Genomic DNA, 13,535 nt, shown 5'->3' with positions numbered 1-13,535 from the left:
CTGCAGGGCGCCCCGACCCGTATCCGATCAGGCGAAGGCGATCATCAGCCCGGCCAGGGCGGTGCCGCCGCCCAGGATGCGCAGCGCCTTTTGCTGGCTTTTCAGCAGCAGGCCAACCCCGGCACCGATTCCGTGCAGCGCCGCCGTGGCAAATGCAAATCCGATCCCGAAGGTCGCCGCCTCGGCCGAGCCGAGCTCGCCGCCATGGGCATGGCCGTGAAACAGCGCGAACAGGCCGACAACCACCGCCGCGATCTTCGGTTCGGGCCGCACCGCCATGGTGACCAGCAGCCCAAGCGCCACCGAAGAGGCCAGGACCATCGGTTCCACCATCGGCAGCGGAACGCCTGCGAGGGCCAGTCCGAAACCGACCACCATCACGCTGACGAAGCTTGCCGGAACCGCCCAGATCGCGCGGCCGCCGATCTGGGCCGCCCACAGGCCGACGACGACCATGGCTAGGACATGGTCCAGCCCGAACAGCGGATGCGACAGGCCAGCGGCCACCGATCCGTGGGTATCGGGATCGAGATGCGCCAGCGCGGGCGTCGCGGCCAAGACGGCAGGAATAAAGATCAGTCGTTTCATGAGGTCCCTCATTTGGTCAACCGGCATCCCTGTGTGGATCATGCCTGAGCGGAAACAACCATGGGGCGGCATTCGCCACAAGGGAAAAGCGCTTGCCTCTGCCTCACTCCTGGGCGGTTTCGCCCTCCGGCGCGCAATTCTTATTCGGAACCAGTTTGTACCAACTCCGATCGGATGTCAGACTGACCCGCTTTTCGACGCAGACACTTTCCGCGATACCCATCAACGAGCCGCTTTCGCGCGCGCCCAATAACACGGTCCCGCCGGATGCCAGCGTCACTTCCAGTACCCATTTTTGCGATCCGCTCGTTGACGGCCGGGGCAGGACAGATTTCACAACCGCTTTTTCGTAACCGGCATGTCGGTTGGGTTCGATGATGAAGAAACTCACGATGCCCCATACGACCAGAGCGGAGCCGATGATTCCGATCACAAGCGGAACGTATTCGCGCATGAGCACATAGACCGAAAGGCCCCTCTCGGGTCCGAACCGTTCCCCGAGCCAAGATGCAAAACGCTCCCACATCCTGGTAAGATGGTGTGTATTTGCTGCCTACTCAAGGGCGTATTTTTGGCTACGCCTCGCGTTAAACGAATAAAGAAAGGGCAGACAGAAACACACCGGCCCGCCCTTCTTCTTTTCACAAATATCCCGGGGTGAATGCGTTGGAAACCCGCAGGATTTTCAACGCAGAGTGGCAGCGCCCCTCATCCCCGCTCTCAGCCGAACACCTTGGTCAGCGCCTTGTCCACCGCGTCGGTGATCGCGTCCACCTCCTGCGGCGTGACGATCAGCGCGGGCGAGAAGCACAGAACGTTGTTGCGTTCCGGGATCGACCGGTTCGACGCGCCGATGATCACGCCCAGGGCGCCGCATTCACCGACCACTGCGGCGATATCGGCCTCCGACACCGGTTCCTTGCTTTCGCGGTCCTTGACCAACTCGGCGCCCAGGAACAATCCCTTGCCGCGCACGTCGCCGATGACCTCGTGCTTCTCCATCAGCGCTTTCAGGTTGTCCATGAAGCGTTCACCCATCTTGGAACAGTTTTCCAGCAGGCCCTCATCCTCGATGATGCGCATGTTTTCCAGCGCCGCCGCCGGGCCGGCGGTGCAGCCGCCGAAGGTCGAGATGTCGCGGAAATGGTCCATCTTGTCGGAGGGATCGGACTTGAACATCTCGAACACCGCCTCGGAGGTCACGCAGCAGGCGATCGCCGCATAGCCCGAGGCCACGCCCTTGGCCATCGTCACGAAGTCGGGCTTGATCCCGTAATGCTGGTAGCCGAACCATTCGGTGCCGGTGCGGCCGATGCCGCAGACCACTTCGTCGATATGCAGCAGGATATCGTACTTGCGGCAGATCTCCTGCACCCGGTCCCAGTACCCTTCCGGCGGAGTGATCACGCCGCCGCCCGCTGTCACCGGTTCCAGGCAGAGCGCGCCGACGGTTTCGGGGCCTTCGCGTAGGATCACGTCTTCGATCAGGTTGGCCGCGGCGATGCCGAAGTCGCGCCCCGACAGGTGGCCAAGCCCCAGTTCTTCCTTGCGGTATTCCATGCAGTGGGGGACGCGCACGAAACCGGGCGCGAAGGGGCCGTATTGCATGTTGCGTTCGTCCTGCCCGCCCGCCGACATCGTGGCCAGCGTGCCGCCGTGGTAATCGCGGTCGCGGTAGAGGATCTTGTTTTTCTTGCCGCCGTATTTCTTGTGCGCGATCTGGCGCACCATCTTGAAGGCTTTCTCGTTCGCCTCGGACCCCGAGTTGCAGTAGTAGACGCGGGACATGCCCGGCATCTTCTCGATCAGCTTCTCGGCGAATTCGGCGCCCGGCACGTTGCCCGCTGCGCCGGCGAAATAGTTCATCTTGACCAGCTGGTCGCGCACCGCGTCGGCGATGCTTTCGCGGCCATAGCCGACATTGACGGTCCAGACCGCGCCGGACACCGCATCGATGTATTCCTTACCCTTCTGGTCCCAGACCTTCATTCCCTTGCCTTCGACGATGATGCGCGGTTCACCGGTTTCAAAGGGTTTGTGCTGCACCAGGTGGTGCCAGACATGGGCGCGGTCGGCATCCACCACCGCCTGAATGTCATTTTCGAATTTGCCGTCCATGATCGGGAACTCCATCTGTCACGGGGTGAGGCGCGGGCGGATTCGCACCTGCGCGTTTGAAACCATTTCACACGCGATGCGGGGGATTTTGATAGCGCCAGTTGCGGGTCACTTTTAAGTCCAAAACGAAGGCCTGCGATTTTGGCAACGTTTCCGGTGGCAGTCCCGTCGGTTGATACGATCGGCGGCGATGCGGCGCATGGCCCGGATCGTCCGGTCGATGGCTATCCGTCGGTCGATATCAAACTGATTGCGGTCTTGATGTTGGGCGCGGCGCCATGCGCGAACCAGGCGCAGCCTTGCAGGGGCGTTCCCCAGCCAGTGTTTGACATCACAGCGCATTTATGACTTCTGCGATGCGGAAGTTTCAGTCATGGAGAACCGGGTGACAGAGGAGAAAAGCGGGGCAGGACGGCTTGTTGCCGTGGTGGTCACCCATAACCGTTTGGCGCAGTTGCAGGTGACCGTGCAGCGTCTTCTGGAAGCACCCGCCTCCTGTCTGCAAGCCGTCGTTGTGGTCGACAATTGCAGCAGTGATGGCACTGCGGATTGGCTGGCCGCGCAGCGGAATCCGCGGCTCGATATCATTCGAAGCGATACCAACCTCGGTGGGGCGGGGGGGTTCGAAACCGGCATGCGCAGGGCGATGGAACGGTTCGATCCCGACTGGCTGGTGGTCATGGATGACGATGCCCGGCCCTGTCCCGATGCGCTGGCAAGTTTCCAGGCTGTCCCCCGGCAGGACGACCTGGCACTGGCCGCGGCGGTCTATTTTCCGGATGGCGCGGTCTGCGAGATGAACCGCCCGTCAATCAATCCCTTCTGGCACCCGCGGGCGTTCCTGCGCACCCTCTGGCAGGTTCTGACCGGGCGGGGTGCGCGGGACGGTTTTCACATTCCCTACAGGGCCTACGACGCAGAACACACGACCGAGATCGACCTGACGTCCTTCGTCGGATTGTTCATGTCCCGCCGCATGGTCCAGACGGTCGGGCTGCCGGACGGGCATCTGTTCCTTTATGGCGATGACGTCATCTATACGCTTGGTCTGCGCAAGGCGGGGTTCCGGATCGCTTTCGATCCCGGCCTGCGGTTCGAACACGACTGTTCGACCTTTGAAAATGACCGAAAGCGCGTCTTCAGGCCGCTCTGGAAGGTTTACTATACTTATCGGAACGGGCTGATGATGTATCACCGCGCCGCCGGCCCGCTGTTCTGGCTGATGGTGCCGGCGCTGGCGGTGAAATGGGCATTGGCCGGCAGCCGTTATGGGGCGGACCGGCCTCGCTACAACCGCCTGCTGCGCCGGGCCTTGCTGGATGCTTTGCGCGAAGACACCCGGCTTAGTCATGCGCAGGTGTTGAAACTGGCGTCTGGCGAACCGCATCGCACGTAAGCTTTTCCGGCGCTGCAAGAGCGGCGTTTGATAAAAAGCGTCTCGAATTACTTCTAAACGCCCCGACTTGGCCTCCTTGACGGCCTTGCGGTTCCCTGCCGATCCGGCATCCCCGTCAATGATGTGAAGTGTAGGGGGTGGCGATGCTGTCCTATAGCGGCGTTGTGGGTGGGGGGCTTGGTGTCCTGGGCACCGGGCTGGACCGGGCGGTAGTGGTCGATCTGGCGTCGGGACCGTTGGTTCTGGCGCGCTCCGGCGTGGAAGGCGGGCTTCTGGCGCTGCGTTTTGACGGCGCTGGCATGGCTTGGCTGCTCGACAGTCAGGTTCTTCCCGTCACGCTGTCCTCGGCCGAGGCGGTTCCGCTCACCGTTCTTGACGGCGCCGAGGGCACTTTCGTGGCGGTGGCGAAGGATGGCGGCGACCGGCTGCTTGGCTACCTGTTGGGGGAAGCCGGAATAGGTGCCCGCTACAGCCTGTCCGGCGACGGTCTTGGCGCGGTGCCGGGGCCGCGTTACCTGGACGCTGAGGGGTTTCTTTTTGCGGCGGGAAACGATGGCGCGCTGCGCTCTTACCTGTCAGATGGCGCGGGCTACCGGTCCGGTCCGGTGATCCAAGACGGGGCGCACAGCTTTTTTGCCGTTCCCGCCGGCCTGTCCCGGCTCACCCTGGCCGGGCAGGACTATCTGGTCTCGCTGTGCCGGGCGGATCCCGGTATCTCGGTGTTCGAAATCGCCGGAAACGGCCAGTTGGTGCAGCGCGACGGCAAGGGGTGGGACAGTGGGCTGGGCCTGTTCGACACGCCGGTGGCGTTGGCGACCGTGATGGTGGCCGGACGGGGGTATGCACTTGTGGCGTCGGCGGCGCAGAATGGCAGCGGCGCAGCGCTCAGCGTGATGGAGATTTCCGCCGCTGGCCAGATCAGGGTTACCGATCACATCCTCGATTCCCAGGCTACCCGTTTCGGCCAAGTCACCGCCTTGCAGGTGGTGCAGAACGGCGATTGGACCTATGTCGCCGTGGCGGGCGGGGATGGCGGGATCAGTCTGTTTGCCCTGTTGCCGGGCGGGCAGCTGGTGCATCTGCACAGTCTGGCCAGCGCGGTGGAGGCTCCGCTGGGTTCGGTGGCAACGCTGTCAGCCGCGATCGCCAATGGCGACCTGCAGCTGTTGCTGAGCAGTCACGATCAGGTTGGTTTCACCCAACTCCAAGCGGATCTGTCAGGGCAGGGGCAGTTGTTTCAGGCCGAGGCAAGCGGGGTGTTGCGCGCAGGACCGGGCGACGATCTGGTCATGGGCGGGCCGGGGGCGGACCGATTGCAGGGCGAGGCGTGCGACGACCTCCTGCGCGACGGCGCGGGACAGGATACGCTGGAGGGCGGAGCGGGGGCCGATCATTTCCTGTTGGTGGCCGACGGGGAACGCGACGTGATAACGGATTTCAACCCGTCAGAGGATCGGCTTGACCTGTCGCTGATCCCGATGCTCTACGGCGCTGGCCAGATTACCGTTTCGTCCCGGCCCTGGGGGGCGCTGCTGACGTTCCGCGGAGAAGAACTGGCGCTCTACAGTGCCGGAGGCGGGGCGTTTGACTTGGCCGGGATCGCCACCGGGCTTGTCTGGGACACCGACCGCCCGCCGCTGGTGCTGCGCCAAGAACATTATGGAAGCGAACGCGATGATGATCTGAACGGCCACGACGGATCGGATTTTATAATGGGGCTGGGCGGCAACGATTTCCTGCGCGGTCTGGCCGGGGCGGATGAACTGGACGGTGGAGAGGGAAATGACAGCATCGAGGCCGGAGCCGGACAGGATACCGTGTACGGCGGCCAGGGCCGCGATCTGATCTATCTCGGTGCCGATGACGACGTTGCCTCGGGCGGCAGTCAGGCAGACACGATCCATGCCGGGGCCGGACGGGATACGGTGGAAGGCGGCAACGGGCGTGACCTGGTATTCCTCGATGGGGGTGACGACCTGTTCGTCGACAAGAACCAGGATGGCGCCTATGGCAGCGACACGGTCTATGGTGGCGCTGGTGACGACAGCTTCGATGGCAGCGGTGGAGATGATTGGTTTTTCGGCGAGGACGGCCAGGACCAGATTTTCGGCGGCGACGGAAATGACCGGATCTTCGGCGGCGACAACTCCGACACCATTCATGGCGGCGCGGGCGATGACACCGTCTTTGGCGGCAATGGCCGCGACCGGGTTTACCTCAATCCCGGTGACGACCTGTTCGCGGACAATGCCCAGGGCGGCACACTAGGCCGCGACACGGTCTTTGGCGGCTATGGCAACGACACGATCCAGGGCGGCAACGGCGATGATGTCTTCTTCGGCCAATGGGGCGATGACCTGATCCACGCCCGTCTGGGCAATGACCAGATCTTCGGCGGCGACCAGTTCGACACCATTCATGGCGGCGCGGGCGATGACACCGTCTTTGGCGGCAATGGCCGCGACCGGATTTACCTCAATCCCGGTGATGACCTGTTCGCTGACAATGCCCAGGGCGGCGCACTGGGCCGCGACACGGTCTTTGGTGGCTATGGCAACGACACGATCGAGGGCGGTAACGGCGATGACGTATTCTACGGCCAATGGGGCGATGACACAATTTTTGCCCGTCTGGGAAATGACAGTGTCTATGGCGGCGATGACTTTGATTTCATCGATGCGGGCGATGGTGACGACCTAGTCCTTGGCGGCAACGGGCGCGACATCATCCGTCTGGGAAAGGGTGACGATGTCTATGCCGATACCGCTCAAACCGGCAATCTGGGTCGCGATACTATCACCGGTGGTTCGGGTGCCGATCGATTCGTTTTTCATGACACGCTCTCGGCCGACGTGATCACCGATTTCGAAGTTGGGGTCGATCGACTTGTCTTGACCGAAGGCCTTTGGGGAGGCAGGCTAACCCCTGCAGGAGTTGTGGAGTCTTATGGGAAGGATGTCGCGGGTGGAATCTTAATAGATTTCGGGTTGGGCCGGAGCATTATGCTCCTCGGGCTTAGCGACATGGCCAATCTCGCGGATGACATAATCCTGATTTGATAAAGCTCGAGCCACGCCCCGTTTGAGGCGTGCCTCTCTTATTCGACGACTAGATACAAAGCCCCGATGCATAGCGTGGACATGCTTGGGGCCTGCAAGGGGACACTAATGCTTTTCACGTTCAGCGGCACCAACAGCTATTTCTTCGAACAGGGTTTCTTCAATGCTTCAGGCACGATGGATGATACCGAGATCACCAGCCTAACCTCGACCCAGATCGTCGTCTACAACAGCGCGACGGGCTTCACCGTGACGATCTCGGGCAGCGGTTTCTATTACGACCCGATCGCGGACGAGGTGACCGCGGGCACCATAACCGGATTCAGCTTCAGCCAGGGCGGCGTGGTTCAAGGATCGATCAGCGATATTTCCTGGGCGGCAACGGATTTTGTCATTGCTCTAGACAGCTTGGATTTCGATGGCAATATCGCCCCGCTGGCAGCGCTGATCAACGCCTCGACACCGCTCAACGCGGATGCCAGCGGCGCTTCCGCCGGGGTTAACCAGGATGATGCCTGGACCAACCTGTTGCCCTTTGTGACCGCACCGATCACCATCACCGGGTCCGATTTCGGCGATAACCTTGCGGGGGCCAGCAGCAATGACACGATCAATGGCGGTCTCGGCAACGATGAACTGACCGGCGATGACGGCAACGACCTGATCCGTGGCGATGGCGGACTTGACACAATCTTCGGCGGCAACGGATTCGACACCATCCATGGCGGAGCCGGCGACGACACGGTCAATGGCGGCAACGGTCGCGACCGCGCGTTCCTGAACCAGGGCAACGACCTGTATCAGGACAATGGCCAGGGTGGCGATCTGGGTCGCGATACGGTGTTCGGTGGTTATGGCAACGATACGATCCAGGGCGGCAACGGCAATGACGATTTCCGCGGCCAATGGGGCAACGACCTGATCTTCGGCCGCAAGGGGGCCGACCTGATCCTGGGTGGCGACGGGTTCGACACCATCCATGGCGGCAGCGGCGACGACACGGTCAATGGCGGCAACGGCCGCGACCGGGTCTTCCTCAATCAGGGCAACGACCTGTATCAGGACAACGGTCAGGGCGGCGATCTGGGCCGCGATACGGTCCGTGGCGGCTTGGGCAACGACACGATCCAGGGCGGCAACGGCGATGACGATTTCTTTGGCGAAGCCGGCAATGACCTGATCTTTGGCCGCAAGGGGGCCGACTTGATCGATGGCGGTGGCAACTTCGACACGATCTTTGGCGGTGACGGCAACGATGAAATCCATGGTGGCTTTGGCCGCGACAGGATTTTCATGGGGAACGGGGACGATATCTATTTTGATAGCGCCCAAGGCGGCGATTTTGGTCAGGATACGATCAACGGCGGGGCGGGGGCGGATACCTTCGTCTTCGGTTCCGTGATCTCGTCCGACACGATCGCTGATTTCGAAACCGGCACGGACGTGTTGGAATTGGAACAGGATCTCTGGGGCGGCGGTCTTACCGCTGCACAGGTCGTTTCGGACTATGCCAGCGTTACCGTAGACGGGGTGTTGTTCGATTTCGGGGCCGGTCAGTCGATCCTGCTGTCGGGGCTGAGTTCCACCGCCGGGCTCGATGCGGATATCCTTCTGGTCTGATCCCGTCGGTAGGGCAGGGTGAAAAGGGCGGCCTTCTGGCCGCCCTTTTTGGTCTCTAAACCTGCCGATTGAACCTGCCGGAATCGACTGATAGCTTGCGGCCGGTACGGTGCCGGCGATCGGTGCCAATGGATCGGGGCAGGTGTGCTTCAGGAAATTTCCGCAATTATACAAGGGTTTGACTGCGATATTTGCGTCGATTTCGTGCTCGAGACCGAGAACTATTTTCTTGAGGCTCATGTCTTTGACCATGACAGGCTTTTCGTCACCTTCGAGTCAGCCGAACCACCGGGGCAACGCCCCAAGAAATTTCGCAGCGGCTGGGGCGCCGAGGCCCTGCGCAAGCACCGCGTTTCCTGCCTTTGCGTGAAGCCCAAGTTCGCCGACTGGTACGCGCGTCCGGACCTGCCCGAGGCGCTGGCGCGGCTTGAAGAGTTCTTTGCTCGGTTCCGGCGGGTGATCACCTACGGCGGCTCGATGGGCGGATTCGGGGCACTCGCTTTTGCCGACCTCGTCGGGGCCCATGACGTGATCGCATTAAATCCGCAAAGCACGCTCGATCGTCGCAAGGTGCCTTGGGAAAACCGCTTTGAACCGGCGCTGCCGTTCGACTTCACCGGACCCTATGGCGATGCGAAAGGCAAATTCGATCGCGCGGAACGGGTTTTTGTCCTCGTGGACCGCTGGTTCAGCCCCGACTGGAAACATATCGAACGGATCATGCGCGATAACATCATCGTGCTGAACACGCCCTTCCTGCGTCATCGCACGACCGAGCACCTGCGCAACATGCAGGTGCTCGGTCCGATCGTGGATGCCTTCATCCAGGACCGGTTCTCGGAACCTGAATTCCATCGCCATATGCGCGCCCGGCGGAGGCTGAACCGCTATTTCGACACACTGGGAAAAATGGCCGCAGACCGGCAGGCGCTTCGCAGTATCGTCGACCGGTGCAGGCAGAGGTCCGAGCTGATCGGCAATCCCTGAGAGGGGTGCAAAACGGTCAGCCCGGCGCCTGTCCTGCGGCCCCGCTCAGAGCGGCGATTTCACGAAGGCGGGAATTTCAGTTCCCTTTTCCAGGAACGCGGCCGCGGTATCCATCGCCTCGCGGATGGTCACATCCATGTCGAGATAGCGATAGGTGCCCAGCCGCCCGACGAAGGTGACGCCCTGGGTCTTTTCAGCCAGCTTGACGTAATCGGCCAGCAGCGCTTTCTCGTCGACCTGGCGGATCGGGTAATAGGGGATGTCGCCGGGTTCGCAGGCGCGGGAAAATTCGCGGTACAGCACCGACCCTTCGTGCTCTTCCCAGGGGCTGAAATGCTTGTGTTCGGTGATCCGCGTATAGGGCACGCTTTCTTCGCCGTAATTCATCACCGCGCAGCCCTGGTAATCGCCCTGGTAGGTGAAGCGTTCGAAATCCAGCGTGCGGTATCCCAGCCGGCCAAGTTCATAGTCGAACCAGCCATCCAGCGGCCCGGCATAGAAGACATGGTCATAATCGCCTGCCTGATCGCGGGTGAAATGGGTGTTCAGCCGCACAGTGATCGACGGGTGATCGAGGATCGCCTCGACCATCTGGGTGTAGCCATTTTCCGGCATGCCCTGGTATTTGTGGAAGAAGTAATTGTCGTCATAGTTGAACCGCACCGGAAGGCGTTTCAGGATCGAGGCGGGCAGCTGCGACGGGTCCATGCCCCATTGCTTGATCGTGTAGCCCTTGAAAAAGGCCTCATAGAGATCGCGGCCGACGAAGCGCAACGCCTGTTCTTCGAAGGTCTGCGGGTCCTCGATCGAGGTGTCGGCCTGTTCCTCGGTGATGAATGCGAGCGCCTCGTCCGGGCGCATGGTCTTGCCGAAAAACTGGTTGATCGTGTGCAGGTTGATCGGCAGCGAAAACACCTGGCCCTGGCTGGTGGTCTTGACCCGGTTCTTGTAGGGCAGGAAACGTTCGAAGCGGTTCACATAGTCCCAGACTTCCTGATCGTCGGTATGGAAGATATGAGGGCCGTAGACATGCACGTTGACGCCGGTTTCCGGATCCCGTTCGGTGTGGCAATTGCCCGCCACGTGATCGCGCGATTCAATGACCGTGATCTGGTGCCCGGCCTCCGCCAGCTGGCGGCCGATAACCGCCCCGGACAAACCGGCGCCGACCAAGAGAATATGCATCCCGAAAACTCCCTGAATTTCAACCTGCCCTCCCTGTGGCACAGAGCTTCCCGGTTGGCAATGCGAGGCCCGTCCCAAAGAGAAAAGGTTCACATTTGAGTTCAAAAATTTTTGCAGAATGCCGTTTATTATATATGGTCAAGCCAAGGCAGGCATCGCGCGCAATTGTGCGAGTGGGTTAAATCATTAGGCGAGCAATGCGAGTATGTGCGTCATTTGCATGATGTCCCAGGTATTCGATCCTTTCCGGCATGCGGGTGAAACGCGGACGGCCTTCGCCGCAATCGGCGAGGCGACCGATGCATCGGGCGGCTCGGCCACCGGTTACAGCCTGGAGACCGGAGACCGTTTCAACGGCACGATCGGCTTCAGCGACGACCGCGATTGGGTGGCGGTCACGCTGGAGGCGGGCGTCACCTATGAAGTCAGCCTGCGCGGCGAAGCCAGCGGGGTTGGAACGCTCGCCGATCCCTATCTGCGCCTCTACGACGCCTCCGGGGCACTGAAGGGTGAGAATGACGACGGCGGTACGGGGCTGGATTCCCGGCTGGTTTTCACCGCTGAGCAGACCGGTACTTATTACCTCGTGGCCGGGGCCTGGGTCGCGAACGACGGAACGAGCGCAGTAGGAAGCTATCAGATGGAAATCACGACTTACGCCGCGACCGCCGCGGATTCTCTGGACTCGATGGCCGAGTTTCTGACCCAGGGCTATTGGGGTTTCGATGCGCCCGTGCATTTCGACACCTCTGTCAGCAATGTGATCAGCGTGGACATCACCGGGCTGACCGCGGAGGGGCAGCAACTGGCCCGCTGGGCGTTTGAGGCGTGGGAACTCGTGGCGGATCTAGATTTCCGGGAAGTGACCAGCGGTGCCGACATCACCTTTGACGACGAACAGGCGGGGGCCTTCGCCAATTTTCGTTACATTGGGACCGAGATTACCGATGCCGAGGTGAATATCGGTCGGGACTGGCTGACCGATTACGGCACCTCTATCGATAGCTACAGCCTATCCACCTATATCCATGAAATCGGCCATGCCCTCGGGCTGGGGCATCAGGGCAACTACAACGATACAGCGGTCTATTCGCGGGACGCCATCTACAGCAGTGACAGCTACCAGTTGACGGTGATGTCCTATTTCAGCCAGACCGAAAACAGCACGGTCGATGCCAGCTATGCGCTGCAGTTGACCGCGATGATGGTCGACATTATTGCCATCCAGGATCTTTACGGTGCGTCTTCTCTGACGGCGGGAAATACGGTCTGGGGCGGCGCCAGCAGCAATGTGGGTGGCTTTCTTCAGACATATTTCGAGGGACTGGATGGCGGCAGCTTCGCACCCAGCTTCTATGACAACGGCCCCCTGACACTGACGATCTTCGATCAGGGCGGGGTGGATCTGCTTGATTTGAGTTTCAGCACAACGGGGGATCGCATTGACCTGCGCGGGGCGCAGTTTTCCGATGTGATGGGATTGACCGGAAATATCGGCATCGCCCGTGGCACGGTGATCGAAAACCTTTCGGCCGGATCGGGCAACAACCACATCACCGGCAATGACGTCAACAACGAGATAGATGCCGGGGCCGGAGCCGACACGGTTCACGGACAGGGTGGCAATGACAGGCTGTTTGGCGGTGTCGGCAATGACGTGGTCTATGGCGGCGATCAGTTCGACACCATTCATGGCGGCGATGGCAATGACACCATCGCCGGCGGCAACGGCCGCGACCGGATCTTCCTCAACCAGGGCAACGATCTGTACAATGACAACAGCCAGGGCGGTATTCTGGGCCGCGACACGGTCTTCGGTGGTTATGGCGACGACACGATTCGGGGCGGCAATGGCGATGACATTTTCCGCGGCGAATGGGGTGACGATCTCATCTTTGGTGGTGCCCAATTCGACACGATCCACGGCGGCGACGGCAATGACACGGTCAATGGCGGCTATGGTCGCGATCTGATCTATCTCAACCAGGGTAACGATCTGTATCTCGACAATGGCCAGGGTGGCGAACTGGGCCGCGACACGGTCTTCGGCGGTTACGGCGCCGACACGGTGCAGGGCGGCAACGGCGATGACGTCTTCCACGGCCAATGGGGCAATGACGTGATCCATGCCCGGCTGGGCAATGACAGCGTCTATGGCGGCGATAATTTCGACTTCATCGATGCCGGCGACGGCAACGATCTGGTCTATGGCGGCAAAGGTCGCGACACCATCCTTCTGGGCAATGGCGATGACGTCTATGTCGATACAGCCCAGACCGGAAACCTGGGGATCGACACCATCACCGGCGGCGCGGGGGCGGACAGGTTTGTCTACCACTCCGTGATGTCGGCCGACGTGATCGAGGACTTCGAAACCGGGCTGGATACTCTGCAACTGACCGAGGAACTCTGGAGCGGTGGCCTTTCCGCTGCGCAGGTGCTCAACACCTATGCCACCGTGACTGTCGACGGGGTGTTGTTCGATTTCGGTTCCGGCCAGTCGATCCTGCTTGCCGGACTGAGTTCCGTCACCAGCCTGGAGGGCGACATCCTGCTGGTCTGACTTCTTTCGCGTTGTTCGC

General features: G+C 61.2%; 9 protein-coding genes. 5 read left to right on the top strand and 4 right to left on the bottom strand.

Annotation, left to right across the window (positions count from 1 at the left end; translation table 11 throughout):
- Window positions 1-27: 27 nt before the first annotated feature.
- The 3 genes from IT775_RS03110 to IT775_RS03100 all read right to left on the bottom strand — a co-directional run bounded on the left by IT775_RS03110 (window position 28) and on the right by IT775_RS03100 (window position 2,706).
- On the bottom strand, window positions 28-588 hold the full coding sequence (locus IT775_RS03110; RefSeq protein WP_212699620.1) for a HupE/UreJ family protein: 561 nt from the start codon (window positions 586-588) through the stop codon (window positions 28-30).
- Window positions 589-691: 103 nt separating this feature from the next.
- The gene (locus tag IT775_RS03105; protein WP_212699619.1) at window positions 692-1,042 is read right to left on the bottom strand and encodes a hypothetical protein; all 351 of its coding nucleotides are present in this window, start codon (window positions 1,040-1,042) and stop codon (window positions 692-694) included.
- A gap of 266 nt (window positions 1,043-1,308) precedes the next feature.
- A complete protein-coding gene (locus IT775_RS03100; RefSeq protein WP_212699618.1) occupies window positions 1,309-2,706 on the bottom strand; it encodes an aminotransferase family protein in 1,398 nt (465 codons plus the stop codon).
- Between the two features lie 385 nt (window positions 2,707-3,091).
- Here IT775_RS03100 and IT775_RS03095 point away from each other — a divergent pair, with 385 nt between their 5' ends.
- The 4 genes from IT775_RS03095 (at window position 3,092) to IT775_RS03080 (ending at window position 9,768) form a co-directional block, all read left to right on the top strand.
- Entirely contained in the window at window positions 3,092-4,102 is a 1,011-nt protein-coding gene (locus IT775_RS03095; RefSeq protein WP_343231103.1) for a glycosyltransferase, read from the top strand.
- 143 nt (window positions 4,103-4,245) lie between these two features.
- Entirely contained in the window at window positions 4,246-7,161 is a 2,916-nt protein-coding gene (locus IT775_RS03090) for a calcium-binding protein (protein WP_212699616.1), read from the top strand.
- Between the two features lie 108 nt (window positions 7,162-7,269).
- Entirely contained in the window at window positions 7,270-8,781 is a 1,512-nt protein-coding gene (locus tag IT775_RS03085) for a calcium-binding protein (RefSeq protein ID WP_212699615.1), read from the top strand.
- A 204-nt stretch (window positions 8,782-8,985) separates the two neighbouring features.
- Window positions 8,986-9,768, top strand: a complete 783-nt coding sequence (locus IT775_RS03080) for a hypothetical protein (RefSeq protein WP_212699614.1) — start codon at window positions 8,986-8,988, stop codon at window positions 9,766-9,768.
- Window positions 9,769-9,813: 45 nt separating this feature from the next.
- On the opposite strand, the gene glf is transcribed toward IT775_RS03080, so the two are convergent.
- Window positions 9,814-10,953, bottom strand: a complete 1,140-nt coding sequence (gene glf, locus IT775_RS03075) for a UDP-galactopyranose mutase (protein ID WP_212699613.1) — start codon at window positions 10,951-10,953, stop codon at window positions 9,814-9,816.
- A 223-nt stretch (window positions 10,954-11,176) separates the two neighbouring features.
- Between glf and IT775_RS03070 the strand changes: the two genes are divergently transcribed.
- Window positions 11,177-13,516 carry a M10 family metallopeptidase gene (locus IT775_RS03070; protein ID WP_212699612.1) on the top strand — a complete coding sequence of 780 codons (2,340 nt, stop codon included), beginning with the start codon at window positions 11,177-11,179 and terminating at the stop codon, window positions 13,514-13,516.
- The last annotated feature ends 19 nt before the right edge of the window (window positions 13,517-13,535 follow it).

Source organism: Thalassovita aquimarina (assembly GCF_018219815.1).
In the GTDB taxonomy this organism is placed as follows: domain Bacteria; phylum Pseudomonadota; class Alphaproteobacteria; order Rhodobacterales; family Rhodobacteraceae; genus Thalassobius; species Thalassobius aquimarinus.
Note: the sequence above shows the minus strand (reverse complement) of the source record. Positions and strands in the feature narration are given on the sequence as shown.

Excerpts from the sequence above, each read along its gene's own strand:
- IT775_RS03110 (WP_212699620.1), bottom strand. The coding sequence starts at position 588 with ATGAAACGACTGATCTTTATTCCTGCCGTCTTGGCCGCGACGCCCGCG.
- IT775_RS03105 (WP_212699619.1), bottom strand. The coding sequence starts at position 1,042 with ATGCGCGAATACGTTCCGCTTGTGATCGGAATCATCGGCTCCGCTCTG.
- IT775_RS03100 (WP_212699618.1), bottom strand. The coding sequence starts at position 2,706 with ATGGACGGCAAATTCGAAAATGACATTCAGGCGGTGGTGGATGCCGAC.
- IT775_RS03090 (WP_212699616.1), top strand. The coding sequence starts at position 4,246 with ATGCTGTCCTATAGCGGCGTTGTGGGTGGGGGGCTTGGTGTCCTGGGC.
- IT775_RS03085 (WP_212699615.1), top strand. The coding sequence starts at position 7,270 with ATGCTTTTCACGTTCAGCGGCACCAACAGCTATTTCTTCGAACAGGGT.
- glf (WP_212699613.1), bottom strand. The coding sequence starts at position 10,953 with ATGCATATTCTCTTGGTCGGCGCCGGTTTGTCCGGGGCGGTTATCGGC.
- IT775_RS03070 (WP_212699612.1), top strand. The coding sequence starts at position 11,177 with ATGTCCCAGGTATTCGATCCTTTCCGGCATGCGGGTGAAACGCGGACG.